General features: G+C 52.3%; 22 protein-coding genes. 6 read left to right on the top strand and 16 right to left on the bottom strand.

Annotated elements, in window-relative coordinates; translation table 11 throughout:
* Positions 1-121: 121 nt before the first annotated feature.
* The 8 genes from B9D94_RS29770 to B9D94_RS29735 all read right to left on the bottom strand — a co-directional run bounded on the left by B9D94_RS29770 (position 122) and on the right by B9D94_RS29735 (position 11,316).
* Positions 122-1,168 (bottom strand): glycoside hydrolase family 18 protein, encoded by a 1,047-nt coding sequence (locus tag B9D94_RS29770; protein ID WP_076150699.1) that lies wholly within the window; start codon positions 1,166-1,168, stop codon positions 122-124.
* Between the two features lie 5 nt (positions 1,169-1,173).
* Positions 1,174-3,807, bottom strand: a complete 2,634-nt coding sequence (locus B9D94_RS29765) for a transglutaminase domain-containing protein (protein ID WP_148248619.1) — start codon at positions 3,805-3,807, stop codon at positions 1,174-1,176.
* 7 nt (positions 3,808-3,814) lie between these two features.
* A complete protein-coding gene (locus tag B9D94_RS29760; protein ID WP_148248618.1) occupies positions 3,815-4,837 on the bottom strand; it encodes a carbohydrate-binding family 9-like protein in 1,023 nt (340 codons plus the stop codon).
* Between the two features lie 63 nt (positions 4,838-4,900).
* Positions 4,901-6,187 carry an alpha-L-fucosidase gene (locus B9D94_RS29755; protein ID WP_148248617.1) on the bottom strand — a complete coding sequence of 429 codons (1,287 nt, stop codon included), beginning with the start codon at positions 6,185-6,187 and terminating at the stop codon, positions 4,901-4,903.
* A gap of 64 nt (positions 6,188-6,251) precedes the next feature.
* Entirely contained in the window at positions 6,252-7,640 is a 1,389-nt protein-coding gene (locus tag B9D94_RS29750) for an alpha-L-fucosidase (RefSeq protein WP_148248616.1), read from the bottom strand.
* Between the two features lie 131 nt (positions 7,641-7,771).
* Entirely contained in the window at positions 7,772-9,379 is a 1,608-nt protein-coding gene (locus B9D94_RS29745) for an extracellular solute-binding protein (protein ID WP_006207074.1), read from the bottom strand.
* 40 nt (positions 9,380-9,419) lie between these two features.
* Complete coding sequence (locus B9D94_RS29740; RefSeq protein ID WP_006207075.1) at positions 9,420-10,328, bottom strand: carbohydrate ABC transporter permease; 909 nt, start codon at positions 10,326-10,328, stop codon at positions 9,420-9,422.
* Between the two features lie 16 nt (positions 10,329-10,344).
* On the bottom strand, positions 10,345-11,316 hold the full coding sequence (locus B9D94_RS29735) for an ABC transporter permease (protein ID WP_006207076.1): 972 nt from the start codon (positions 11,314-11,316) through the stop codon (positions 10,345-10,347).
* A 431-nt stretch (positions 11,317-11,747) separates the two neighbouring features.
* On the opposite strand from B9D94_RS29735, the gene B9D94_RS29730 reads away from it, so the two are divergent.
* On the top strand, positions 11,748-12,785 hold the full coding sequence (locus tag B9D94_RS29730) for a glycoside hydrolase family 18 protein (RefSeq protein ID WP_036640177.1): 1,038 nt from the start codon (positions 11,748-11,750) through the stop codon (positions 12,783-12,785).
* 467 nt (positions 12,786-13,252) lie between these two features.
* Here B9D94_RS29730 and B9D94_RS29725 read toward each other — a convergent pair whose 3' ends face one another.
* Positions 13,253-13,471, bottom strand: a complete 219-nt coding sequence (locus tag B9D94_RS29725; RefSeq protein WP_036640179.1) for a DUF378 domain-containing protein — start codon at positions 13,469-13,471, stop codon at positions 13,253-13,255.
* 166 nt (positions 13,472-13,637) lie between these two features.
* Positions 13,638-14,534, bottom strand: a complete 897-nt coding sequence (locus B9D94_RS29720; protein ID WP_076150695.1) for a LysR family transcriptional regulator — start codon at positions 14,532-14,534, stop codon at positions 13,638-13,640.
* A gap of 159 nt (positions 14,535-14,693) precedes the next feature.
* On the opposite strand from B9D94_RS29720, the gene B9D94_RS29715 reads away from it, so the two are divergent.
* Both B9D94_RS29715 and B9D94_RS29710 read left to right on the top strand, forming a co-directional pair.
* Complete coding sequence (locus B9D94_RS29715) at positions 14,694-15,737, top strand: YeiH family protein (RefSeq protein ID WP_076150694.1); 1,044 nt, start codon at positions 14,694-14,696, stop codon at positions 15,735-15,737.
* 365 nt (positions 15,738-16,102) lie between these two features.
* The gene (locus B9D94_RS29710; protein ID WP_063478084.1) at positions 16,103-17,572 is read left to right on the top strand and encodes an alpha-amylase; all 1,470 of its coding nucleotides are present in this window, start codon (positions 16,103-16,105) and stop codon (positions 17,570-17,572) included.
* Positions 17,573-17,704: 132 nt separating this feature from the next.
* Here the strand turns inward: B9D94_RS29710 and B9D94_RS29705 are convergent, their stop codons facing one another.
* Both B9D94_RS29705 and B9D94_RS29700 read right to left on the bottom strand, forming a co-directional pair.
* The gene (locus B9D94_RS29705; protein WP_006207081.1) at positions 17,705-18,604 is read right to left on the bottom strand and encodes an ABC transporter permease subunit; all 900 of its coding nucleotides are present in this window, start codon (positions 18,602-18,604) and stop codon (positions 17,705-17,707) included.
* 18 nt (positions 18,605-18,622) lie between these two features.
* Positions 18,623-19,531: an ABC transporter permease subunit gene (locus tag B9D94_RS29700; RefSeq protein ID WP_148248615.1), complete on the bottom strand. Its 909-nt coding sequence runs from the start codon at positions 19,529-19,531 to the stop codon at positions 18,623-18,625.
* A 271-nt stretch (positions 19,532-19,802) separates the two neighbouring features.
* Between B9D94_RS29700 and B9D94_RS29695 the strand changes: the two genes are divergently transcribed.
* Entirely contained in the window at positions 19,803-20,282 is a 480-nt protein-coding gene (locus B9D94_RS29695; RefSeq protein WP_006207083.1) for a glutathione peroxidase, read from the top strand.
* A gap of 87 nt (positions 20,283-20,369) precedes the next feature.
* Here B9D94_RS29695 and B9D94_RS29690 read toward each other — a convergent pair whose 3' ends face one another.
* The gene (locus B9D94_RS29690; protein ID WP_148248614.1) at positions 20,370-22,331 is read right to left on the bottom strand and encodes a glycoside hydrolase family 127 protein; all 1,962 of its coding nucleotides are present in this window, start codon (positions 22,329-22,331) and stop codon (positions 20,370-20,372) included.
* A 136-nt stretch (positions 22,332-22,467) separates the two neighbouring features.
* On the opposite strand from B9D94_RS29690, the gene B9D94_RS29685 reads away from it, so the two are divergent.
* Positions 22,468-23,292, top strand: a complete 825-nt coding sequence (locus B9D94_RS29685; protein ID WP_006207085.1) for a helix-turn-helix domain-containing protein — start codon at positions 22,468-22,470, stop codon at positions 23,290-23,292.
* Between the two features lie 179 nt (positions 23,293-23,471).
* Here the strand turns inward: B9D94_RS29685 and B9D94_RS29680 are convergent, their stop codons facing one another.
* The 3 genes from B9D94_RS29680 to B9D94_RS29670 all read right to left on the bottom strand — a co-directional run bounded on the left by B9D94_RS29680 (position 23,472) and on the right by B9D94_RS29670 (position 24,931).
* Positions 23,472-23,873: a VOC family protein gene (locus B9D94_RS29680; RefSeq protein ID WP_006207086.1), complete on the bottom strand. Its 402-nt coding sequence runs from the start codon at positions 23,871-23,873 to the stop codon at positions 23,472-23,474.
* 74 nt (positions 23,874-23,947) lie between these two features.
* Positions 23,948-24,109: a hypothetical protein gene (locus tag B9D94_RS31715; protein WP_234972725.1), complete on the bottom strand. Its 162-nt coding sequence runs from the start codon at positions 24,107-24,109 to the stop codon at positions 23,948-23,950.
* A gap of 81 nt (positions 24,110-24,190) precedes the next feature.
* Positions 24,191-24,931, bottom strand: coding sequence for an HAD family hydrolase (locus B9D94_RS29670; protein WP_006207088.1), 741 nt, complete (start codon positions 24,929-24,931; stop codon positions 24,191-24,193).
* A gap of 206 nt (positions 24,932-25,137) precedes the next feature.
* Between B9D94_RS29670 and B9D94_RS29665 the strand changes: the two genes are divergently transcribed.
* Entirely contained in the window at positions 25,138-26,022 is an 885-nt protein-coding gene (locus tag B9D94_RS29665; protein ID WP_148248613.1) for a class I SAM-dependent methyltransferase, read from the top strand.
* The last annotated feature ends 90 nt before the right edge of the window (positions 26,023-26,112 follow it).

Genomic DNA, 26,112 nt, shown 5'->3' with positions numbered 1-26,112 from the left:
GTAAGCGATTCGCCCAATAAATCAAAAACCTCCTCTTAGCCGTACAGTTAAGGGGAGGTTTTCGTATATTTTAACGGTCACTTTTCGAGCCAGCCAAACTACGTCGTACGCCAAGCCCCTTCTATTTTGCAGCAGGGATGCCTTGAAGTCCTTGATGCATTGCATCCAGCAGGCGGCGAGTCGGGTCGCAGCCGTATTCCCAGAACATGATCCCAGCCAGGCCTTGCTCCTTCACATAATCGCATTTGCACCGGATCGATTCTTCATCATCATAAGAAATTAGGCTGGACCCGTTAAACAGGTACGGTGCACAGGCTTCCTCGTCCCAATATCGAACGTAGCCGTTCTTGTTGATGTAATTCGCGTCCAGCTCGGCAAAGGCCGGACCGTAGCCGCCTGTGCTGCCAGCCATTTGGTGAAGTCCCTGGTTTCGATCCGGAACCTCGGTCCAGATCCGCGAGTAGAATGCGGCACCGATCACCATCTTCTCCTTCGGGACGCCCGCGCGAGCGAACAGGTTCACAGACGCATCTGTACTGATTCGGAACAGATCGCCGGTTGGCGTGTACAGATTCGTATGATGACCGGTCAGAACCTGAAAACCGCCGCGCATATCATAGGTCATCAACTGGACAAAGTCGAGGTAGCGCTGCACCTCGTCCATCTCTGTACCGTCCAGGTAGTATTGGTCTGCACCTGCCGCAATTGTAAGCAGATAATGGCGGCTATCCCCGGATCCCTTGGCATCCAGTGCCTCCCGAATCGCCTTGAGAAGCAAGGTGAAATTCCGTTTATCATCCGGACTCGAGGCGATGTCGGCTTCACCGTAACAAGGATACTCCCAGTCCAGATCGATCCCGTCAAAAGGGTATTCTTCCAGCACCCGGACGGCCGATGCGGCCATGCTGTTCCTGCCTGTCTCGGTGGAGGCGGCTTCGGAGAAACCGCCGGCGCTCCAGCCTCCAACGGACAGCAGCACCGTAAGATGCGGGTGATCCCGCTTGATGTTCCGGACAACCTCGCCGTTCTTCAAATGCTCGGTCGTGATCTCATCATGCTTGACGTGGCCGAAGGCGACGTTCAGGTGGGTTAACTTCAACAGATCCTCATGCGCCATGTCGGGAAGAACAGCATCGACGGCATAACCTGCAGCAATATAGTTCGTCATATTCTTCACTCCGCTCCATTCGAAAATTGAGATATCGCCGCTGCAATCTGCAGAGCTTCCTTCCCGGTACCGATCTTGTACCCGGAAGCCGTATAACGGATTTGATCCCGGCTATCCAGCACGAACAGATGAGGATAGCCAGCTTCGTGAGCCGCGGGCTTCGGAATGAAACCGGACAAGGAGGCATAACTGGAATCCCGCACAAAAACCGTGCGTACCGGCAACCTCGGATAACCCGCAGGGTCGAAGGAAACGTTCCATTCCGCATCTCCGATCACCAGCACGATCGGCATTCCCAGCTGATCGAACGATTCAGCCAGCTCGCTCAGCTCGCGAATCAGATGTTTGGTCGGCTCCCGCTCCGGTTCAATCCAGGCAGCAATGGAACCCGCCGATTCCAGAAGATCCTCCAGTACGACCTCTGATCCATCCAGACGGGTCAGTACACTGCCTGTTGCCAGTTTGCCCAGCACGGGGATATCGACCACCGTCTGCCGATAAGTCAGCACAACCTCCGTGGTGTCCCCGGCACGCACGGTAAAGTAAAGGAAGCGCACGCTTACGGTTCCATCCTTCAGACGGATGCCTGTAGTCAAGCGATAGGCTCCCGGTTCAACCTCGTATGGCTCATCGTAGACATCGGTGCTGCCATACGGATAAACCAGCGTTTTATACACGCCATCTTCCAGGCGGGCCAACGAGAAGTTCTCGGCATAGGATGCGGCCGGCGCATCCTGTGGAGCCTCGGAATCTCTGAGAAGCTGCAGCATTCCCCAACCGGAGCTCTCCTGATTGCGAGGCGAGCCGAGACTGAACACGGCATCTTCCCAGCCTCCGTCGACCAAGTACTGCGGCTTCTGCTCGCTCGGATGCAATCGGGCCGGAATGCCCAAGCTGCGGCATACAGCCACAAACAGAATATCAAGCGACTGCAGATCCCCCTTCATCAGACTGTAGGTCCCTGCGGGATTTCCTTTGCCCTTCAAGTTGGGAAGATCCTCATAATGCGTATAGCCCTGTTCCAGAAGGCGGGCAAGCTTCGAAGGCTCCTCCCTGAATGCCGCCGCCTCGCCCGCTGAATAGGCATTCTGAAACAAGCTTCGGTAAGGAACCACCATTTCATAGGAAACCCGCGGGCACAGGATGTACTTCGCGAACGTATCCTCTGCCCATTGTCCGCGCTGCGAGAGTGCGCCAATCAGATGATCATCCAGCGTCTGCCGACAGGTATCGATCAAATCCTTCTCGTTCAGCGACTCCAGCAGCCGCAGCGGCCACTCGCCGTATTCACTGGAGCGCCCCTCCAGAAAAGCTGCGACTTCGCGGCTGTTGCCCCGTGCCTTCCGCAGAATATCCCATACCCGCTCCGGAGGTAGTTCAGCCTTATGAGCCAGTGCGAAAGCCTCTTCCTCACTCGGGAATGTACGCTCATATTCGCTCCGGGTCTTAGCCCCTTCCTCAAGACGGCGGTTGTGATCCCGGATCTTCTCCTCCGGTAACGCAATCGCCGCTTCCCCCTCTCCTTCCGGGGGAGGGACCATATCGAAATCCACAATCCCTGCCGGCTGCTCTGATGAGTCCAGCACAAGCTCAACACACTCGCCGTCCTGAGCCTTAAAGAGGGTTTCATTCCACCGGCCGCCGCTGACCGCACGAATCAAGAGATCGCCATAACCTGTCTTAAAGGCAGCCTCCCCTTGCTCATCGGTCTTGATTTCGGCAATGGGATAAAATTCCGCCATATTGTACAGCTCAAAGCGAACACTTGCTCCGGCAACAGGTTCTCCCTGCACATCCTTTACCTGTATATGGATCGTACGAGCCGGTGCATAGTTCTCCAGCAAATTAATCTCCGTATATCCCTTCTCGGAGAGCGTGACATCCTCCGGTCCCGGATAATCGGCAAAAATCCTCGTATTGATCAGCATCGCCCTGCGGGCTGGCGGACTGAACCAGCCTTGATTCAGGCGGGCTTCCGGCTCGCATGCCCCGATATAATACCACTGGCCGTCCGCCCAAGCTTCTACCCAGGCATGGTTGCTGTCGCAGTGAGCCCAGCGCGGCGTGTAGACCTGACGCGCAGGTATGCCAATGCTTCGAAGAGCGGCCACCGCCAGTGTGGACTCCTCGCCGCAGCGCCCGCGCGCATTGCGGATCAAGGTCAGCGGCGATATCGTACGCAGATCGCTGCCGATGTAAGTTGCCTTCTCGTGGCACCAGTAATTGGTTTCGAGAATGGCGTCTGCCATGGATAACTTGGCTGTCCGTTCTGCCAATTCGTTGTAGAGAATACCGCGGTAATCCTCAATATTCTCCGTATTGACCCGGTAGGGAAGCACAAAATGCAGGAACAAATGATCCGGCACGCGGTCTCCCCAAGGGACGCGCTTGCGGGTGTCCAGCGTTCTGCGCACATGGCTGAGGAACAACTCTCCGTCATAGTCGGCCAAATCGTTCACCGGCATGTAGGCAAACAAATATTTTAAGGCCCAAGTCTCTTCTTCCGTTAATTCCTGCCCAAAAACATGGAACAGCTTATCTTTGCGGCCTTCCGCAAACACGACCTTCTCCCGGAATTTTTGCTCGATCCGCTCGAGCATCTGCGAATCCATTGAGAACACCAAGGTTTGGCTGGTCATCCTCCGTTCACTCCCTCCATAACTTTCCGTCTTCCCGTACACAGATTAGGGCTGTTCCATCCGAGGAAGGCGCACTAATCTGGAACAGGCTGCGAGTCGTTTCAATGACAGGCTCGATGCTCCATGAATCCTCACCCATGAGCAGCTTCACATCCTGTGTAAATTCACCCTGGGCTTCATAATAATTACGTTCCCGGTAGTAGAGCCTGCGAAGCTCCCACTTGATCCTTTCGTCATCCGGAAGCGTAAACGACTGGTGCCCCTCGCCGTCCGCGAATACGACATATCCCCACAGCTCCGGATAATGCATATTGATAATGCCCATAGGCGACCAGACCCAGTTATCCTCCGGATAAGGCTTCCCCGTCTTCGGGTTCAGCACCTTCCGGTACTCACCGTCCTGCACCTCAGCCTGCCATTCCACCCGCGAGAAGTTGACGCGCCAGAACTCTCCCGGAGCAGGCGGGCGCCCGCCTTCGGCACACTCCTTAAGACTGGTCCAGGGAATCGCCACTTCCAGACTCCATTTCCGGTTATCGGCGTCAGGACGGTTCAGCTCCCCGTCGATAAACACCGCCGTCTTGAGACCGCTGATATCCCAGCCGTTGACCGGAGGCCCGCCGTCCCGATACGGCTTCACCAGCAGCAGGTCCCACACCGTGTTGAGCGCATTGATCTCGAATTCATAATATTGGTGGGTATCCCCGTCCGGATCGATGAAAATCTCAAAGTCATTATCGTAGAAAATAACGGAATCGCGCTCCGTCAAGGTAGCCCATATCTGATCTTCGATCAGCTCGGCAGCAAAGTAGAAATAGTTGTCATCCCACAGCATTTTTACCCGTGTCTGCTTCCCAGGCAAAGGACGAAGATCCCCTTCGATATCAACGAAGTCCTCAGTCCAATCGGCCGCATCCCAGAATGCCTTATCCACGCGGCCGTCCAGCACCAGCGGCTGCCCCGCACGCTGGCATATATAATGCTTGGGAGCATACTCAATCCTCGGCTCCGGCACTCCACTTTGGTTCATGTCGCTCTCTCCGCTTCGTAAGGGAGACCCTGCACCCCTCGGCGCTTGGCCCTCCCCGTATGATTAGTTATGAGTCACAACGGCTCCTGAGCCGCCGTACATCTCCAGCTCCTCCTCCAATTCCAGCTTCAGCACCGTCACCTGCTCATGCGTGTCTTCCGGGGTCATCCTGATCCAGGTCGTTCCCGGAATGTTGAACCAGGGCACGCCCCCGTGAATCTCATGAGCAAGCTCTTTCCCTGAATGCAGCACGGTAATCTTCCTGATCTTGTTGCAGAGCCCCTTGATGCACACACTCTCTTTCGGATTGTCATACACAAACAGGTACAGTGTCTTTCTGTCCTCGGATACGGTGCTGCCTCCCAGATAATAGCGAGACATGATGCCTTCTCCCGTTCCGAACACGGCCTCTTCATGGGTCCGAATCCATGCTCCCAGCCCAAGCAGAATATCCTCCTGCCTCTTATCGATGGTGCCGTCTTCGCGCGGACCGATATCCAGCAGCATATTGCCACCCATCGAAATGCAGTCACAGAACATCCGAATGATCTGGTGTAACGATTTATATTTATGATCCGTTGGCACATAGCCCCAGGATGTGTTGATCGTGGTGCAGAATTCCCATGGCCCCTCCGGTCTCGTGATCGGTATGCCCTGCTCCGGCGTCTTATAATCGCCGTAGCCTTGAAGACGGGAGTTGATGATGATGTCCGGGTTAAAGGATTGCAGGTAATGCTTGAACTCCGGCAGATTCCACTGCTCGGCGCTCCGTTCCCAGTCGCCGTCGAACCACAGCAGATCCACCTTTCCGTAATTCGTCAGAATCTCCCGCAGTTGGTTGTTGTTGAACTCCAGAAATTTCTGCCAATTCTCCTGATCCTGAACGCCGTCCACGGGACTTGAATGCGGGTTGACGCCGCTGAGATCCTCCGGCACCCTGCCTCCTTCGAACACACTCGGATAATCCGGATGCGACCAATCGATCAGGGAGAAATACATACCCAGGTGAATCCCTTTCTCCCTGATCGCTTCCGCATACTCCCGCACGATGTCCCGATTGGCCGGAGTCCGCTTCACCACATTGAGGTCACTGTACTGCGTATCCCACAGTGCAACACCGTCATGGTGCTTCGTTGTCAGCACGGCATATCGGGCACCGGATTTCTCAATCAAGTCCGCCCACTTCTCCGCATTGAATCTCGATGCCGTAAAGCCGTCCAGCTGCTTCATGTATTCTTCGTACGAAATCCGTCCGTTGTAGAAGGACCACGATTCCGAAACCCCGTCCACGGCATAGATACCGTAGTGAATGAATATCCCCAGCTTGGCGTCCTGGAACCATTTCTGCATCTCTGTTCACACCTCTCCGAAGTCCTTGTATGTGAAAAATCCGTAATGCTGTTGTTCCCGCTCCTTAACGAAACCGCAATACATGCGCGATCGGCGCCAGACCCTGTCGCTCCTGTTCCGGAAGACGGACGGCAATGCCATTCTCCGTGCGACGGTAATCCAATGCCTCCTGACCCCCTACCAGATCAATGCAGCCAAACGGCGACTGCAACGGAATATGCAGTTCCTCGGGAACCGACTCCTGCTCGCTGCGATACAGGTAGATGGCATAGGTGGTATCGCCTTTTTGGGTAAACTGAACGGCACCGGAAGAGTACGGCTCGCAAATACGCGTTCCGTAAATCGCCTCCCCATAGACCTTTAGCCAGGCTCCCATACCCTTCATGCGTGAAATCGCCGTTTCGGACAGTCTTCCATCCGGCTGCGGGCCCACATTGAGCGCCAGATTACCGCCCTTGGCCACAATCTCGACTAGCAGATGGATGAGCTGACGCACCGATTTATAACGATCCTCATAGCGGAAGGAGAAGGAGGTTCCCATCGTGATGCAGCTCTCCCATGGCACATGAAGAGCGTGTTCAGGCAGCGTCTGCTCCGGCGTAATCAGATTCTCGTAAGGTCCGCCAACCGTACGGTCTGCCGAGAGGAGCCAAGGCTGAATTTTGCGTGCCTTTTCCACTGCCTCGCCTAATCGGATATTTTGATCCCGGTAGTCGTTCACCCAGCCTGCATCCAGCCACAGCACATCAATGCGGCCGTAACGGGTCATCAGCTCCATAATCTGCTCGTGCGTAAACTGGACAAACTGCTCCCACAGCCACGGGTATTCCTGCGGGTTATAGCTGGGGCCCCTGGACGTGAAGCTGCCTGCCTCCATCCCCGGCGCCCAGTAGTATGGCGTATGCCAGTCGGCCTTGGAGAAATATGCAGAGATGCCGAGTCCCTTCGCACGGAAGGCATCGAACAGCTCCTTGGTGATATCGGCGTGTTTATGCGTATGGAACGGACAATCCGGACCCGTGACACGATAGTCGGTCGTATGCGTATCCCACATGCAGAATCCATCATGGTGCTTGGTGGTAAAGTTCAAATATTTGAAGCCGTTATCCGCGGCAAGATCAGCCCACAGCTCAGGCTGAAAGCGAAGCGGATTGAAGGTCTTGTTCAGGTCAAAATACTGCCGCTTGAGCTCCTCCGCATCGATATCCCAGTCGATGCCGTCACGCGACCAATCCGCATCCTTGTCGCTCAGCGCCCAAGATTCAACGAGACCCAGCTGGGAATACGGTCCCCAGTGCATCATCAGCCCAAGCTTCTGGTCCTTGAACCACTCCAGGCGTTCCAGAAGCAGCGGATCCTCCGGCTTCACCCACTTATCCTCACTGCTGAAATTGTGTACGCCCTGCTCTACTACCGCTTGCTCTTCTTCCTCTACCAGCTTATTCTCCGACATGGTGTACCTCCGATATCTGATTTGTGATTATGGCCTTAACAAGATGATGAGGGCTTGCCCGTTAAAAACAACAGCCAACCCCCGGCCTGGAGGGACCGGGATGAGTTGGCTTTTATTTTGGATCTATTTTCTTATTTTCCGGTGTTCCAGCGGTCGTATGCCCCTTGATACAGCTCGACGATACGGTCACTGCCCATCTTCTTGATCTGCGTTATATATTTATCCCAGTTCTCCATCGGTTCCTGACCGGTCACGAATTTCGCTTCCATCTGCTTGACATACGTATCCAGGTCAGACAATAGAGCGGTTGCTTCGCTTTGCTCTTCATTTGTCAAATAAACGTTAGGGAATGGAGCCTTTCCGATTGGCACCAGCTTCTCTTGGTTCTGCTGGTCAATCCACTCATCAAATTCGGTGCGAAGACCCTTCGCGACATCCGGATCGTTAATGCCCGGAGTCAAAATGCCGTAGTTCGGTGTGATTTTGCCGCGGTATTCCTCACGGTCTCCACCACCAGGGACAGGAAGCCACTCTTTCACCCGGTTTTCCTTGTCTTTGAATTTCCACAGCACGCCTTCAGGACCTTGATTGAACAGGGTCGCACCTTCATAGCTGTACAGATAATCGATCCAGCGCATCGTCGCCTCCGGGGACGGATTGCTGCTGGTAATCGCAAAGGTGCCGCGGGCCGACATACCCGGGTGCTTGCCGTATACAGGAGAGTCTGCGATCTCACTCTTCACAGGTGTCATCAGCGGGTGATCCGTGCTAGGCTCGCCGCCGAGCGTAAAGTACGGATGGTAGTCATTGAAGAGCGCAAGCTTGTTGCTTTCGCCTTTTGCTTTTTTCTGATCGCCGGTTTGCGAGAAGGTCTCATGATCCAGCAGGTCTTCCTTCCACAAGCGGTTCATGAACGTCAGATAGCCTTTGTAGCCTTCTTCCTGGTAAGGATAGTGCACTTTTCCGTCTTTATCGGCATAGATTCCTTCGTTGTACATTCCCCAGAAGCCGAAGAAAAACATTCGAAGATCATCGAGTTTTACGGAAGTAAGCGGAATTTCATCCGGTTGACCGTTGCCGTTAGGATCCTCTTCCTTCACACGCTTCAGATACGTATACAATTCCTCCGTAGTCTTAGGCTCTTCCACATTAAGCGCCTTCAGGAACTCGCCGTTATACCACATCGGACCTCTGTACCACACGGCGGCCGTATCGATGAACGGCAGCGCATACATATGTCCGTCAGGCGTCGTAAAGGATTTGCGGACATCCGGATGCTCGTCGAGAATCTTTTTGATATTCGGGGCATATCCTTCGTCAATGTATTTCTCCAGCGGGATCAGAATGCCCTGGCTGCCGTAAGTCACCTGCTCAGCCGGCTTGAGATCCGCAGCGTAGAACATATCTGGCAAATCGCCGCTTGCGAACACCAGATTCTTCTTCGTTTCAAAACTGTCGATTGGCGATAACTGATATTCCAGCTTGATACCCGACAATTTCTCCATCTCTTGAAGGACCGGCATCGTGTTCCAGTCGGCTACGCCCGCATCCTGGGACATAACCTTTAACGTCAGCGGTTTGTCAACGATCGGGAATCCCTCTTTTTTGACCCCTTCGGTACTGGCCGTACCGGAAGTCGAGGAACCTCCCTCTTCTTTGGGTGAACCACAGGCTGCAAGCAATGCTGCTGATAAGGTGAGGCAGAGTACAATCGATGAAGCCTTGCGAAGCTTTTTCATGACAACAACTCCCCTTTTTAGTGTGGATTATGGTTTAAGATCAGCCCTTGACGGAACCAATCATAACACCCTGCACAAAGTAACGCTGAAGGAACGGATAAATCGCAATGACCGGAACGGTCGCAACAATAATGACGGCATATTTGACCAGCGCAGCGATTTCCGCTTTGGTATTCATCGCCGTCGCTGAAGAGGCATCAATGGCTCCGCCGCCCTGCGCTGCCATCTCCTGAAGCACCAGGATCTGGCGCAGGAAGAGCTGCAGCGGGTACTTCGCTGAATCATTCAGATAGATCATGGCGCTAAAGTAACTGTTCCAGTGTCCGACTCCGTAGAAGAGTGCCATGACAGCAATGATAGGCATGGAGAGCGGAAGCACAATTCGGATGAACAGCCGGAAGTTAGTACACCCGTCGATATGGGCCGCTTCCTGCAGCTCCTTCGGAATGGTGGACTGGAAGAACGTGCGGGATACGATAATATTCCAGATAGATGCGGCGCCTGGCAGAATGAGTGCCCACATGCTGTTCACCATGCCAAGATCCTTAACCAGCAGATAGCTCGGGACGAGCCCTCCGCCGAAGAACATCGTTACCAGGAACAACGCCATGAAGAAGCCCCGTCCTACGAAGTCCGAGCGGCTCAGCGCATACGCTGCCGGCAGGGTGACAATGAGGTTGACGATGGTGCCTACCACCGTATAAATAATCGTATTTTTATAACCGATCCAGATGTTGGCGTTCTCAAACACCCGGGCATAACCGTCAAACGTAATCCCTTTTGGAATAAGCCACATTTCGCCGGAGCTGACATACTTGGGATCACTGATTGAGGCGCTGACGATGTATAGCAGCGGGTACAGCACAATGACGAGCGCTATCGTCAGATAGATGTAGTTGCATACCAGGAACAATTTGTCGCTTCTGCTTTCCTTAACCGCGGATGACATGTGTTTTCCCCTCCTTCTACCACAGACTGTTTTCACTGGTGCGGCGTGCAATTTGGTTCACCGCGATCAGCAGAATCGCATTCACTACCGAGTTGAACAATCCGACAGCTGTGGAGAAACTGTACTGCGCATCAACCAGACCGGAACGGTAGACGAATGTCGAGATGACATCGGACGAGCCCATGTTCAGCGGATTTTGCAGCAGCAGGATTTTCTCGAAGCCGACGCCGAGAATGCTGCCCATGTTCAGAATTAACAAAATGGTGATCGTAGGAATAATGGCCGGGATGTTAATATGAAGAATCCGTTTGAACCGGCTTGCACCGTCCACCACAGCAGCTTCATGCAGCTGCGGGTCCACCCCCGACAGGGCAGCAAGGTATATAATGGTGCCCCACCCTGTACTCTGCCAGACACCGGACAGCACATACACGGTCTTGAACCATGCAGGATCTGTTAGAAATTGAGGCGCTTGGAATCCAAGGCCCTCCACCAGATTGACAATCATCCCTGACGATGGAGACAAGAAGGTAATAATCATACCGGACATGACCACAACGGAAATAAAATGCGGCGCATACGTTACGGTCTGCACGGTGCGCTTGAAGAAGGAATCCCTTACCTCATTGAAGGCCAAGGCCAGAATAATGGGCAGCGGAAAGCCTATAGCCAGCTCGTACAAGCTGATGCTGAGGGTATTCCACAGCAAATCCCAGAAATAATATGAATTGAAGAAGCGTACGAAATGATCGAATCCAACCCACGGACTGCCCGTAACCCCTAATGTAGGGATAAAGTTCTTAAATGCGATTTGTATGCCGTACATCGGCCCGTAATGGAAAATCACAAAGTACAAAAATGCTGGCGCGATAAACAGATACAACTCCCAGTTTCGAATCATCCTCCTCCATAACGTATTTTTCTTGCGATTCGGAATCGTGTTCACCGATAGGTCTGGCGACAAGGCGGACTTCCCATCTGGCTGCATCGGTTGCTCCCTCCTTTTCTAATGAAAATCCGGCCGTCTTTGCAGGAAAAGCGAATAACACTCCTGTTTACATGTAAGGAATGAGGCCACTGACCACACCTCGATATCGTGCGGCTCTGCTTCGCTTCGGAAAATTGTTAACGCTTACATCCCAAGTGTATGAACCGCGGGCTCATCCGTAAATATGTCGTTTTCAATTGTCACCTTAAGACCCGGAAAGTGCTGTCATCACGGGGTTTTGGGCTTTTGGCCCCAACTTGCCATTGTCATTTCGGAGAAGTAAAACATGTAGAATTTGACCCTTTTCCCACCTGAAGTTGTCATTACAGCATCGTGCACAAGCTTGACAGATGCCAGATCTGAACGTAAGTTGGAAAAATAAACCGTAAAGACAAAACCCACATATTCTTCACGAAACGAGGTATTCACGTATGCAGACATCATCCTGGATTCTGGCCGGTTATGCAGGGCGCAAGGTCTTATCCCAGATCACTGCCGAGGATGCCCAGCGGCTCACTCATCTGAACGTTGCTTTCGCTCATATCCAAGAAGACAAGATTACGTATGCTGACACGGATACCGTTCACGAAATCCAGCGCCTGAAATCCATCAATCCCAAGCTCACGATCCTGTTATCCGTTGGCGGCTGGGGCTCAGACGGATTCTCGGAAGCTGCATCCACGGCAACGGGAAGACAAAGCGTGTGCGAATCAGCGATAGCTCTGCTGCAGGAGTTTCCTTTTGACGGCATCGACCTGGACTGGGAATATCCCTGCTACTCAATAGCCGGAACGACTGCATCGCCTAACGACAAGGGGAACTTTACCGTGCTGCTGAAGGAGCTGCGGGAAGCGCTCGATCACTACGGACAGGGGAGGAATCATCGCTATCTGCTGACCATCGCTGCCGGAGCCGATCAGTATTATATTGAGGGTACCGAAATAAGCGACATCCACCCTTATCTCGACTTCATCCAGCTCATGACCTACGACATGCGCGGCGGGTTCCAGACAATAACAGGCCATCATGCCAACCTCTATACCTCTACTGGCGATCTGTTTCGAATTAGTGCGGATGCTTCCGTACGCATGTTCACCCTAGCGGGCGTGCCGCGAGAGAAAATCGTGATCGGTGCCGCATTCTACTCCAGAAGATGGAAGGACGTGCCGGATGTAAACAACGGTTATCTCCAGATCGCTCCATCCTCGGGCGGCTATGGTCCGACTTACACCCAACTCACGGCCGACTATTTCAATAACCCTCAGTTCAAGCGGTTCTGGGATGATGAAGCCAAAGCCCCTTATTTGTTCGATGGCAGCAGCTTCATTACATACGATGATCCGGAATCGTTAACCCATAAATGCAAATACATTCAGGATCAGGGGCTGGCGGGTATCATGTTCTGGGAATACAGCTGCGATGCGACACACAGTCTGCTGGATGCCATGTACAGAGCATTTCATTCCTAAACGAAATCGAGGCTTGCCTGCTTTGCAGCTATCTCGCTCCCTTCCTCATGTATATTTGGTGTCCACCGTTCTTCCGGTCTGCTCCGTTCATGTTTATATGTGCGAGGCAGACCTTTCTCTGTTTGTGCAAGAAGAAATCCCGATAAAATATGTGTTATATTATCTATCATTCATCTATCATTCCTTCAAGCATCGTTATGACTTGGTTTTATTCTATGAGTTCCTTCCCTGCTCCGTAAATATGTCGTTTTTAACTTGGAGTATAGGCCATATAGACACTGATAAACACTGGGAAAAACAAGGAATATATGTTGATTTTGCACCTGACATGAGATTGTGCAGCCATGGACAATATCGGAGTAAGGGCAGAAAAAAAAGCCGCCTCGTGAAACGGAGCAGCTTTATTACCAGATGCGAATATCGATTTAAATCCCGAATTATGATATGTACATGTTATGAAACATGACTTATCTAGCTGGATCTCTATCATCATTCGTAACATCACCGAAAAAGCGGATCGAGTATAATGCACACAGACCCACAATCGTATAGATGATACGGGAGCCTGCAGAACTCTGCCCACCGAACAATGCAGCTACCAAATCGTATTGAAACAGGCCTACAAGCAGCCAGTTAATGCCCCCAACGATCAATAACAGCAAAGCAATGGTATTAAATGTTTTCATCGTTTAACCCTCCTTACGCCCGATTTTCATATCAATTCATCATGAATAGCTTATCTATGGATTTTAGTATTTATTTTTGACCATTTATCTCATTTGTAATCATGTCCTAACAAAAAAAACATCCCTTGTCAGGGATGTCCATTCTCTTCGATCATTTCACGCATATTCACACTTCCTTCGGAAATCCGCGCCGCTGATGCAGCAGCTCCAGAAATACCTCAACCGCCTTTGTATGATAGGGTGTCTTCTGCGTAATCCACGAGAACTGCCGCGCTACCGGCTTACCGTTGGGTACCAGCATATGCAGGGTTCCGAGCTGAACCTCTTTGCGCACTACCCATCGCGACAGCAGGGTAACGCCGAGACCTGCCTCTACGGATTCCTTGATCAACTGCGTACTTCCGAACTCCACGATATGTTCAGGGTGAACACCATACCGGGTAAACATCCGCTCCGTGGCCTCCCGCGTGCCTGATCCGGCCTCTCTTACAATCCAGGTCTCATTGGCAAGCTCGGAAAGCGCCAGCTCCTGCAGATGATCATACCGCCCGTCGCGGGGAACCATCACCACCATTTCATCCTCTGCAAAAGCCTCGATATGCAGCTTCTCATCATGATAATCCCCTTCAACGATACCGATATCCGCTTCATGGCGCAGAATCATCTCCGCCACCTCGGTCGTATTCCCGATCGTGATCGTAGGGCGAATCAGCGGATAATGCTCTCTCATATATGCGATCAAATGCGGCAGCATATACTCCCCGAAGGTGTAGCTGGAGCCAATGGAGAGGTTCCCGCCAGCACGGTGCATCAAATCATCCACAAGTGAATTCATGCGCGTGTACAGGCCCAGAATCTCCTTCGCGTGATGGTATACAATTTCTCCGGCTTTATTGAGGCGGACGTATTTATTGGTTCTATCCAGCAGCTTGGTGCCAACAGACCGCTCCAATGCCTGGACATACTGGCTTACCGCAGGTTGTGTCATGAGCAGTTCTTCGGCTGCGCGGGTGAAGTTCCCCTTCTCCACGACCGTTACAAATACCTCTAGTGCTTGATCCATCTTGGACCTCCTTCACTTCTCCAGCGTCCCTCATCAATATGAGATGATATTACCATAACTGATTACTTATGATGACTATTATAATGATTTATTTTTCTTATCCAGCCGAATGGGATACGATGGGTTCAGACCAACCGAACGAATCGGAGGTTAGACCTTATGACTGAACCAGCCTATTCCAAATCACAAGCAACCGTCCATCGCCTGGTTCGTTGGATACATGATACACTGCCTGCCGCCGCAGGCGGCATTGCCTTCACCTTTATCATTGCCCTCATGGGCTACGCACTAGCAAGCATCCCGGGTCTTGGCTACCTCGGCCAGCTTGCCTGGGCGATTCTGATCGCCGCCTTATACCGGCAGCTGCGCGGCTACCCGGAGCGGCTGCGCATCGGCATTCAATTCACAGCCAAGCGGCTGCTGCGTCTGGCCATCATTCTGTATGGACTGAAGCTGAATATCGGCATCGTGTTCCAGCAAGGCCTTGGCCTGATGCTGAAGGATGTGATCAGCGTTGTTGTAGCCATTGGGCTGACGCTGCTAATTGCCAAATGGCTTAAAGCCGACATGTCCCTGTCCCTTCTGCTCGGCATTGGAACCGGTGTCTGCGGCGCGGCTGCCATTGCCGCCGTGTCCCCCATTGTGAAGGCCAAGGAGAAGGACACGGCGCTTGGAGCGGGCCTTATCGCCTTTCTTGGAACCATTGTTGCCATTGGCTACACCCTCGTTCAGCCGCTGCTTCCTCTGACGGACACCCAGTATGGTGTGTGGTCGGGAGTAAGTCTGCATGAGATTGCCCATGTAGCCCTAGCAGCCGCTCCGGCGGGTGAGGATGCGCTGGCCATTAGCTTGCTTGCCAAGCTGGGACGGGTATTTCTGCTCGTACCGCTCAGTGTCGTGCTCATGCTCTGGATGAAACGTACCGGGCGCATCGAGAGCCACACGAAAATGGAGTTCCCCTGGTTCCTGCTCGGCTTCATTGCAGCGAGTATACTGGGAAGCTGGGAATGGACCGGACAACCGATCATTCCTCTGCCGATCAAGGATACGATTTCTCAGGCAGCTTCCTTCCTTCTTGCCATGGCGATGGTGGGACTTGGCCTGAATGTCCACTTGAAGGATCTGCGCAGCGCATGGCGGCCGCTGCTGGCCATGTCCATCACCACTGCGCTGCTAATCCTGCTTACCTATGCTATGGCTTGAGTGAGCGGGATCGGCAGCCATTGTGTACGAACCAAAAACCATCCTCACGCATATTCATGCGCAGGGGATGGTTTTTTTTGCACAGATGAACCAAGCCGAAGAGGTGTGTGGATGCCGAATTGCGGGAACTATTGGAATAAGAGAGCTGCAACCTTATATTTGAAGAAAATGCCTCCGGTGTCATGTCCGTTTCTTGCTCTTCTGTCGATGAAGAACCCCCGTCTTTTTCCTTCCATTTTAGGGTAAAACTAAAGCAATTGGACCCACTCATCGGGCACAAAGGTTTAGCTCCCCTGCTTTCTTGGGTATTTGAGATTTAGCACGCAGTATTTATACAGAGCTATCATTGTAGAGGAGATGGAAGTATGCAACGAAATCATACGATTATGCAATTCTTCGAATGGCATGTTGCAGCCGATGGCTCGCACTGGAACCGACTCAAAAGCGCAGCACCGGAGCTGAGCAAGGCAGGAATCGATGCGGTTTGGATTCCCCCCGTGACCAAAGCATCCTCCGCCGAGGATAACGGGTATGGGGTGTATGACCTGTACGATCTGGGGGAGTTTGACCAGAAGGGAACGGTTCGCACCAAATACGGGACCAAGCAGGAACTAACCGATGCCATTGCAGCCTGCCACAAGCACGGGATTGCCGTCTATGTGGATCTGGTGATGAACCATAAGGCGGGTGCTGATGAAACCGAGCGGTTTCAGGTTATCCAGGTTGATGAGATGGATCGGACGAAGGATATATCCAAGCCGTTCGAGATCGAGGGCTGGACCAAATTCACCTTCCCTGGCCGCGGTGATCAGTATTCCTCGTTCCAATGGAATTTCAATCACTTTAACGGAACCGACTATGATGATAAGAGCAAGCGCTCCGGCATATTCCGAATTGTGGGCGAGAATAAATCCTGGAGCGACAAGGTGGACAATGAATTCGGGAATTACGACTACTTGATGTTTGCCAACATAGATTACGGTCATCCGGATGTACGCAAGGAAATGACCGCCTGGGGCCAGTGGCTCGTGGATACATTGCAATGCAGCGGGTTCCGGCTTGATGCCATCAAACACATCAACCATGATTTCATTAAAGAATTTGCCGCAGCCATGAAGAAAAAACGCGGAGAGGATTTTTACATCGTGGGCGAGTTCTGGAATCCCGAGCTTGAGGACTGCCGGCATTTCCTGGATACGGTGGATTACAAAATCGATCTGTTTGATGTTTCCCTCCACTACAAACTCCAAGCTGCTTCCAAAGCCGGCCGTTCCTTCGATCTGCGAAAGATCTTCGACGATACACTCGTCGCATCGCACCCCATGAATGCCGTTACGTTTGTGGACAACCATGATTCACAGCCGCAGGAATCATTGGAATCGTGGGTGGAGGACTGGTTTAAACAGAGCGCTTATGCGCTGATTCTGCTGCGCAAGGACGGTTATCCTTCCGTCTTCTACGGAGATTATTACGGGATCGGCGGCGAGAAGCCCATTCCCGGCAAGAGAGAGGCCATTGACCCGCTGCTGTATGCCAGGGTGAACCGGGCGTATGGCGAGCAAGATGATTATTTTGACCATCCGAACACGATTGGCTGGGTCCGCCGGGGGATCGAGGAAATCGAGCATTCCGGCTGTGCCGTGGTGATCGCTAACGGGGATGCCGGGGAGAAGAGAATGTTTGTTGGTGAGCATCGCGCCGGAGAGATATGGGTGGATCTGACTCGCACCCGGAAGGACCGGATCACGATCGGTGAGGACGGGTTCGCTCTGTTTCCGGTTAACGGAGGCAGTGTATCTGTCTGGGCTCATCCGGAGCTTCCCGTAGAAGCTTAAACAGCGGACGCATTATACAGAGACTATAAAAACCGGAAGAATGGCTCTCCGCCAGGTATGGCTCCACATGGGAAGCGCCTTGCGATAGCCTTCATTCTTCCGGTTTTTTTGACGTTAACGGCCGGGCTCTAATCAGCCCTTAACCTGAAAACGACGGCGCAAGCCTTCGCCTAACAGGTTGAACGTTATGATCAGCAGCATCATGGCAAATGCCGGATACACAACGAATTGGAACTTTCCTAACCAGATGTCCGCTCGATTCTTGGACAGAATCGTCGCCCAGTTGTACCCGGTCTCCACGAATTCCATGACATAATAGTTGACTTCCTTCCACTCGTGACCAAGGAAGATGTTCACAATCGCAAGCTGACCGAGGAGGAGCATCACCTTCCCCATATCCAAACAGAAGTTGACGATAACTTCGGGGAACATGACCGGGATATAGTAATTCTTCGTCAACGTCCTCGTGCGAAGACCTAACGCGGTTCCGGCTTCCATGTAAGGCTCGCTTGCCATCTTGTGGGCCTGCTGCTGAATCGTGATGGCCACCCGCCCGGCTTCAACGCTGGCCAGAATCAGTATGGCCCAGCCCATCCGCTGCTGGGAGAAGAGAAAGAACGGAAGCGCAAGCAGCAGCGCGGATGCGAAGACCGGCGGCAAATAGGAACACATCTGGTTCCAGAAGGTAATGAACTGGTGGGTGAAGCCCTTTTTCTTACGAGCGATCAGTCCCAGGGGCACCCCGATCGCATATCGGGCAGCCGTAATCGCGAGCACCAGCAGAATCGTATCCTTGGCGGTCACAACCAGTTTGCTCAAGTTATCGACCCCCCTCTTATCCGATCCAAGCCAGTTCTTCGAAGAAGGTTTATAAGGCGGAAGGGTCAGCTTCTGCTTGCCGTCCTTCATGACCCATCTGGAGGGTTCATTCTTCAAATCCTTATCAATGAAGGGCATGTACGGCCCCGCCAGCATAACAAAGACAAAGAAAGCAAGCAGAATGCCGCCAATCCATAAAGGGAAATTCTTCAAGATAACTCACCTCGTTTCTTATCGCGGATCAAAGTACTTGCGTGCCGAATGACTGATCCATTGAACGATCATGAACAGCACCATGAAGGAAAATGCGATATAAATAATGACACCCGGCTCATAGTTGCCGCCGGTGCCGCTGAACGTATTGAAATCCAGCGCCTGAAACAATCTCCAAGCCGCTCCCGGATAGTTGCGGTAATATTCCACCACGAGCAGGTTCGACAAGATGAAGACCAGCAGACCCGGAAGATGGGTCAGGATGGTTGCGATGCCGTTTCGCAGCATATGTTTGTAGACGACCTTCCGGTCACTCAGCCCTTTGGCTTTAGCCAGCAGTATGTATAGTTTGCCTTCCTGTGCGAGCAGCGAAGCCGACGTGATCCGGGCAATAAAAAATATCGGGTAAATTGAGACAAGCAGCGAAGGCAGCACGAAAGCCTCCCAGCCGTCAACCGCAAAATAACGGATAGCCGGAACATGCTTAATGAGCACCCATTGGGCGATCAGCATCAGGAAAAAATCCGGAATGGACTGGAACAACCATGTCGTCCAGTGCCCCAGCACGCTGAATTTGGTCTTGGACAATTTGTAGTCCAAAACTCCCTTCAGAATACCTAACACGAATCCTATCAGTAAAGCGGATACAATAACCAGCATGCTTTTGCCAACAGCTTCAAAAGCAGCCGCTTCCGAGGACTGGCCGATATACCGCGTTCCCCCGAGCGTCCCGTTCTGAATAGCGCTTGCAAAATAGTCACGGATGTACGTAACATACTGGCCCAGATCAAAGGAATAATTGGTCACCACTAAATTGCCGTCCAGCGACAGATTCAAATCCCTTGGAACCAGCACAATCAGGACGATGAACATAAAAGCGAGCAGACTGGTCACCGTCGTTTTGAGCATTTGTGTTCTTAATCTCATATTGTCCTCCCAAACAAAAGTCTCAGCAGACCCCTCTTGTCTTGCTTCATCTGCTTAACTACTTATTCTACTACTATCACATATTTCCTAAATACGTCCAGATAAAAATACAAATTTTTACTTTATATTTTCCACATCATGTATTGCGCTCCTTGATCTGTCATATTTATAGCATGTATAACCTGATATCACGGTTCTATTAAATTGCAATCCATGGTAAAAGGATATACTCTGTTTCTATATACATCCTATCAGAGGAGGTTCTACGGCGATGTCCATTTATGAATATGAAGTAAAAACGATACGCGGCGAGTCCCAAACACTCGAGCCCTACAAGGGTGAGGTGATGCTCATCGTAAACACGGCAACCAAATGCGGCTTTGCCCCTCAATTTGACGGTCTGGAGAAGCTGCATCAGACATTCCGTGATCAGGGACTGGCCGTGCTTGGCTTCCCCAGCAGCCAATTCATGAATCAGGAGCTGGAGGAGGATTCCGCGATCGAGGAAGCCTGCAAGCTCAATCATGGCGTAACCTTCCCTTTATTCTCCAAGATTGATGTGAACGGCTCGCAAGCTCATCCCCTCTACAAACACCTGACCAGTGAAGCCCCCGGCGCGCTCGGCATTAAAGCAATCAAATGGAACTTCACCAAGTTTCTGGTGGACCGCAGCGGCAAGGTGGTTAAACGCTTTGCGCCAACGGATACCCCGGAGAAGATGGAAGAAGATATCAAGAAGCTGCTGAAATAAATCTGGAGCTGCATACATTCGAATAAAAAAAGGGCTTGCGCGAGGTCAACCGACCTTGAGCAAGCCCTTTCTGCTGTTTGGCTTCATTTACTGCAAATGCATCCACACCGTCATCTCATTCTCGCCACGATTGCCCCATAAATAATACGGAATGGCTTTGAGCGCTGCGGGACGCAGCGGCGTTGGCGAAGTTCGATACAGATCATCGCCCCAGTCACCGGATTCTTCACGCCAGCCTTCCCCTTCAATGACAACCGCCCCTCCGAGAAAATCGGGATCAAACCGTGAGCTCAGCTTAGGCTCGCGAGCTAGCGATACGGACGACATCGGCGCTCCATGATCTACGCTTTCCAGGCAGTATACCAACGGTCCACGCTGGATTGCGGCTTTACCGGCGTTAGCCCGTATATTCGGATTAGCCCTTACTTGATGGATCTCCATGGAGAGCTCCAGCTCCAGGGTATCTCCCGGCGCCCATACTCTCTTGATGTAGACATAGCCGTCTTTCATAACATCCTCTATGCTCACGTCTTCCCCATTCAAGCGCAAATCTGCTTTGCCGCGGGACCAATCCGGCATGCGGAGAGCCACCGTCCACTCAACAGCCTTCTCCGGCTGGATAGTAAGTGTGACGTCCCCATTCCAAGGCAGCGCACTGTTCTGAATGACCTTCACAGGCACATCCCCGAACTGAACCGATGCTTCACCCCCCATGTATAGATGGGTGTACAGCGTATCCTCGTTCATCGTATACACATATTCACCCAGCGAAGACAGCAGTCTCGCCACATTCGGCGGACAGCAAGCGCAGGCGAACCAGCCCGGCCGAACCGGCTTCACATGGAACTTGCCCGGATTATGGCGACAGGCCGCAGGCCATACCTCAAGCGGATTGACATAGAAGAAATGCCGCCCGTCCTGAGCCATACTGCCAATGACCGTGTTGAACAGCGCGCGCTCCATCACATCCGCATACTCCGATTTGGGAGCCAGCTCCAGCATGCGCCGGGCAAAAAAGATCAAACCAATGGAGGCACAGGTCTCGGCATACACCGTATCGTTCGGCAGATCATAATCCGTCGTGAACGCCTCTCCATGATGGGTTGAACCGATGCCTCCGGTAATGTACATCTGTTTATGGACCATGTTAAACCACAGGTTCTCGCAAGCCTCCAGAAGAGCGGGGTCTTTTGTTCTGGCCGCTAAGTCCGCCATGGCCGTGTACATGTACACGGCCCGGACCGAATGTCCAACCGCCTCCCTCTGTTCCCTTACGGGCAGATGACTCTGATGATAAGGCAAGTGCGGCGGGTTGGCTACCGAGGAGTAGAATGATTTCCGCCCTCTCTGCTCCCACTCCTGAAGGAAGAAGTGAGGCTCCGTGCCGCGCACATCTATGAAATACTGGCTCAGGCTCAAATATCTCGGCTCCCGGGTCACCTCATACAGTTTGACAAGCGCCAATTCGATCTCCTGATGCCCGTCAAATCCGTGAATTTTGCCATCCTCAGGCCCAAAAACGGAATCGATATAATCCGCCAGGCGGCACACCACATCCAGCAGTTTCCGCTTCCCTGTTGCCAGATAGTGCGCTACCCCGGCTTCCATCATATGTCCGGCACAGTACAGCTCATGGCAATCCGTCAGATTGGTCCAGCGCTTCTCCGGCTCCTTCACCGTGAAATACGTATTCAGGTATCCATCGGGCTGCTGGGCAGCGGCCACAAGTTCAATCAGCTGATCCACCTGCTCTTCCAGCTTCGGATCCGGGTGAATGGCAAGCGAATACGCCGCAGCCTCCAGCCATTTGGCAACATCGCTATCCTGAAATACCATCCCGCCATACTCGCCCTTGTCCCTGCCGGCAGCGATTCGAAAATTGGAGACGCCATGACTTGGCTCGACACCCGGGATTCGATCATGCAGGGCTTCATACTGGTACGGAATCACCACATCCCTTACCAGCTCTATGTAACGGGCCCAGAACGGGTCCGTCAGTTTCACTTGCTTAAGAGGTACGGCAGCAGAACACGAAGCAAGAGTCATCATCTTCAATACACTCCTTTGAGATTCGATAGGATAAAGCCTCGACACTTCCCATTCTACGATCTATGATAGGATGAAAACGATATCAAAAATGACCTAATTTCTTATACAATCTCACACATCCCTTGGAGGTGAATCCGTGACGGAACGAAGCGTTCTTGCCTTCCCTTCCCTGCCGCTGCCCTTCTTCCTTGAATCAGGTAAAACACACTATATGCCGGGTGAGTCGCATCCGAACCGAAGAAACCTTGGCGTCTTCGATCTCATCCTGGTGCAAAGCGGCTGCCTGTTCTTGGGCGAAGAGAGGCAGCACTGGAAACTGTGTGCGGGGGATATGGTCGTCTTGCTCCCCGATGCTTACCACTTCGCGGTACAGGATTGCCGAGAAGAAACGTCCTTCTATTGGCTGCATTTTCAGACCCTGACACCGGATATAACCGGACATGATTCAATCTCACACAATATTGAGCTGCCCAAACAAGGCCGTATACCCTATCCGGAGCAAGTTTACCAACAGTTCGAGTCTCTGCACCTATTGGCAACCGAACCGAGGTCTACCGCATTTTGGCGGGAACAAACCTTGTTTATTGAACTGCTGCAGCTGCTTGATCCGTCGAGGTCCGACCAGGAACAGTCGCGGGTGCGCAAAGTGGCGGAACAAGTGGAATCCTATATCAAAATGCACTATCGCGAACCCATCAGCAATGCGCGGTTATCAGCAGACCTGCATTTTCACTACAATTATTTGACGCGCTGCATGAAAGAATCCCATGGCGTAACCCCAACAGAGTATCTGCTTCAATACCGCCTGGATCAGGCAAAGCGGCTGCTGCTGACCACAAGGTGGTCCATGTCGCATATTGCAGAGCATGTTGGGTTTCAATATCCGCCCTATTTTTCCCGCCGCTTCTCCGCGCGTTTCGGCCTATCGCCGCTGCAATTCCGTAAGCAGTATACGGAATAAGCGGGATATGGAGAGTCATGATCATGACCACATGAAGTGATCATTTAGGTCAGAGGACAACAAGGAGATAGTTCTTGGTTCTGGACACCCGGCAGCGGCTGCACGGCATCTTGCAGTACCCGCACATAAAAAAAGACGGCCCCACTTGGGCCCGTCCTGTTTAGATCGGCTGCCTGACACTATGCTTTGTTTGGCAGATCCAGCTGCCATGACACGCCAAACTTGTCCGCGATCCAGCCAAATTGTTCACTGAAGCCATAGTTGCCCAGCGGCATCATAGCACTCCCGCCATCGATTAATGCCCCGTACAGCTTCTCGATCTCCGCTTCCGACTCGCAGGTCAGATAGATGGAGAATGAAGGCGTGAACGTGAAACCATGCTGCACATTGCTGTCAATACACATAAAGGTCTGTCCCTTTAATGTAAAGGTCGCATGTTTGACACTTCCCTCGGTTCCCAGCTCATTCGGGCCGTACAAGTCGATACTCGTGATCTCGGAATCCTCGATTATGGAAATGTAATGGTTCATGGCTTCTTCCGCATTGCCCTGAAACATCAGAAACGGGGTTATACTCTTCATCTATAAAACACGCTCCCTAGTTCATTAGATCGAGATCATTCATCTTTCCTGTCTCCAGACGCTGCTCCAGCCCTTCAAACATCTTTTACCCCAGCCATGCTCGGTTTGGTGATGTATTCGGTCCGTGCTTGCTCGATATCCTCTGCCAACCAGTCTTCCTCATGAGGCACAGTGATCTCCCAGGTTCCATCCACACGCGGTTCATTTCGGGCCATTTTGTTCGTGGTCTCCATCATAAACAACCACCTGGGCATCGTCTGGGGGGTTAACCAAACATCAAACACTCTCCGGTGCAGCCTAGAAGCGGCATTTCATCCTTATCCAATCAGCTCATCAAGCAGCCGCTCCAGCTCGCCATAACTCGTGACAATATGGTGCGGCTCATGTTCCGACTCGGGAGCAACGCTCCGGTGATTGAACCAGATGATATTCCAGCCCGCGGCGAGTGCGCCAATCACATCATTGCGCCATGAATCCCCGATGTAATAAGAACTCTCCGGCGCAGTGCCGGTCAGCTGGTTCACATGGCGGAATATCCGCGGATCGGGTTTGTCCCAGCCAACGGCGCCGGATACGAACAAACGATCCGGCGGGATTAGATCACCGAGCTGCATAGCCGCTATTTTGTTCATCTGGTGATCCGCCGGTCCATTGGTAATCAAGCCGACCACATGCCCGGCGTCCGCCAACTTTTTCAGCAGCTCCCGGGCACCGGCAAACATTCTGATGGTATACTGCCGATCCAGATAGGTCTGCTGTACCACTTCGGCCGCCTCCAGTGACAGTGGGATGCCGAATTCAGCCAGCGCTAATTGAAATCGGCGTCTGCGCATCTCCTCGACGGCTTCCCCGTAAGCTGCCGTGCCAGCACCTCCCAGCTCAACGGACAAGCGGTCACTGTAATATCGCATCCGATGGTATGCCGCTTCATAGGGAAATGCCTCGCCTGGACGGGCCGTCTCTTGAACAGCCTCGCGAAAAGGCGCCAAATGGTCATACAATGTATCATCCACATCGAAGAAGATTCCCTTCGGTGATGTTGTTCTCTTCATATTCATCCCTCTTCCTTCTCCCTGTCCCTCTATTGTACCTGTACAGGCACCGCTTGGGTCAAGTCCGTCTGTTGATAAGCTCCCTTGCTGTGATATGATGGCATTAAAGCAGCAGGATACGGCAATGGAGTCCTCATCCAGACTCGCGCACAGCCAAGCAAGCTCAAATTGCAATGCCCAGCTTATGTACCCGGATAAGGAGATGAATAACGATGACCAAGGATATGACCGAAGTGTGGAGCAAGGATTTCGTTCCCGAAGGCAATCGGGCCAGTAATGTGGATCGTTTCACCGGCTTTGAGGATACCTATGACCAGCATCGCCCGGAAGCTCCTCAGGAGGTTGTTACACTTCTAACAGGATATTTGGAACACAAGCCCTCGCTTGTTGTCGATTTGGGCTGCGGGACGGGGTTATCCTCGTTTGCATGGAGAGATACCGCGGACCAAGTCATCGGCGTCGAGCCGAATGACGATATGCGGGGCAAAGCTATCGCCAAATGGCAGTCGCTGCAGCAAGAGCAAGCCAGCAGTCCCCATGGAAACGCTGCCGATATCAAGTTCGTCTCCGGTTATTCCAATCAGCTGGCACTGCCGGATCAATCCGCAGACATCATTACCTGCTCCCAGTCCTTCCACTGGATGGACCCTGCCAGTACGTTAAAAGAGGTATCCCGTGTGCTGCGCGAGGACGGTATATTCGCTGTATATGACTGCGACTGGCCGCCAAGCCTCACCCGGAAAGTTGAACAAACCTATCTTGAGTTGATTGAACTGGCTGAAACCATCATTGACCGCCATGTGGATACTCAGGAGCAGGCCTATAAAGGGAATAAGAACGAGCATCTGAAGCACATCCGCGAGAGCGGTGTGTTCCGCTTCTCCAAGGAAATTGTATTCCACCATATGGAGCCGTTCACCGCGGAACGCTATACCGGCCTTGCTGTCAGTCAAGGCGGCATCCAAACCGTATTCAAGCTGAAGCAAAACGAAATCAACGACAAAATTGCACTGTTTCATACGCTGGTCGAGGAGCATTTTCAAGGGCGTACTCTCCCCGTGATGCTCAGCTACCGCATGCGGCTCGGCATTAAATAAAGTCAGACAACAGGGCAGCTCCAAGGTCATAATGGCCTTTGAAGCTGCCCTGTTGTTCATTGGACTCTTTTGCCATAAGACAAAAAAGAG

The organism is Paenibacillus sp. Cedars (assembly GCF_003184205.1).
GTDB classification, from domain to species: domain Bacteria; phylum Bacillota; class Bacilli; order Paenibacillales; family Paenibacillaceae; genus Paenibacillus_AQ; species Paenibacillus_AQ glucanolyticus.
The sequence above is the reverse complement of the archived record's forward strand: the minus strand, read 5'-3'. Positions and strand labels throughout refer to the sequence as shown.

Bases quoted from the DNA above. Each gene is read 5' to 3' on its own strand.
- B9D94_RS29760 (WP_148248618.1), bottom strand. From the start codon at position 4,837: ATGAACCAAAGTGGAGTGCCGGAGCCGAGGATTGAGTATGCTCCCAAG.
- B9D94_RS29745 (WP_006207074.1), bottom strand. From the start codon at position 9,379: ATGAAAAAGCTTCGCAAGGCTTCATCGATTGTACTCTGCCTCACCTTA.
- B9D94_RS29770 (WP_076150699.1), bottom strand. From the start codon at position 1,168: ATGACGAACTATATTGCTGCAGGTTATGCCGTCGATGCTGTTCTTCCC.
- B9D94_RS29750 (WP_148248616.1), bottom strand. From the start codon at position 7,640: ATGTCGGAGAATAAGCTGGTAGAGGAAGAAGAGCAAGCGGTAGTAGAG.
- B9D94_RS29730 (WP_036640177.1), top strand. From the start codon at position 11,748: ATGCAGACATCATCCTGGATTCTGGCCGGTTATGCAGGGCGCAAGGTC.
- B9D94_RS29690 (WP_148248614.1), bottom strand. From the start codon at position 22,331: ATGATGACTCTTGCTTCGTGTTCTGCTGCCGTACCTCTTAAGCAAGTG.
- B9D94_RS29765 (WP_148248619.1), bottom strand. From the start codon at position 3,807: ATGACCAGCCAAACCTTGGTGTTCTCAATGGATTCGCAGATGCTCGAG.
- B9D94_RS29670 (WP_006207088.1), bottom strand. From the start codon at position 24,931: ATGAATATGAAGAGAACAACATCACCGAAGGGAATCTTCTTCGATGTG.
- B9D94_RS29665 (WP_148248613.1), top strand. From the start codon at position 25,138: ATGACCAAGGATATGACCGAAGTGTGGAGCAAGGATTTCGTTCCCGAA.
- B9D94_RS29735 (WP_006207076.1), bottom strand. From the start codon at position 11,316: ATGCAGCCAGATGGGAAGTCCGCCTTGTCGCCAGACCTATCGGTGAAC.
- B9D94_RS29725 (WP_036640179.1), bottom strand. From the start codon at position 13,471: ATGAAAACATTTAATACCATTGCTTTGCTGTTATTGATCGTTGGGGGC.
- B9D94_RS29740 (WP_006207075.1), bottom strand. From the start codon at position 10,328: ATGTCATCCGCGGTTAAGGAAAGCAGAAGCGACAAATTGTTCCTGGTA.
- B9D94_RS29700 (WP_148248615.1), bottom strand. From the start codon at position 19,531: ATGAGATTAAGAACACAAATGCTCAAAACGACGGTGACCAGTCTGCTC.
- B9D94_RS29755 (WP_148248617.1), bottom strand. From the start codon at position 6,187: ATGCAGAAATGGTTCCAGGACGCCAAGCTGGGGATATTCATTCACTAC.
- B9D94_RS29710 (WP_063478084.1), top strand. From the start codon at position 16,103: ATGCAACGAAATCATACGATTATGCAATTCTTCGAATGGCATGTTGCA.
- B9D94_RS29715 (WP_076150694.1), top strand. From the start codon at position 14,694: ATGACTGAACCAGCCTATTCCAAATCACAAGCAACCGTCCATCGCCTG.
- B9D94_RS29720 (WP_076150695.1), bottom strand. From the start codon at position 14,534: ATGGATCAAGCACTAGAGGTATTTGTAACGGTCGTGGAGAAGGGGAAC.
- B9D94_RS29680 (WP_006207086.1), bottom strand. From the start codon at position 23,873: ATGAAGAGTATAACCCCGTTTCTGATGTTTCAGGGCAATGCGGAAGAA.
- B9D94_RS31715 (WP_234972725.1), bottom strand. From the start codon at position 24,109: ATGATGGAGACCACGAACAAAATGGCCCGAAATGAACCGCGTGTGGAT.
- B9D94_RS29695 (WP_006207083.1), top strand. From the start codon at position 19,803: ATGTCCATTTATGAATATGAAGTAAAAACGATACGCGGCGAGTCCCAA.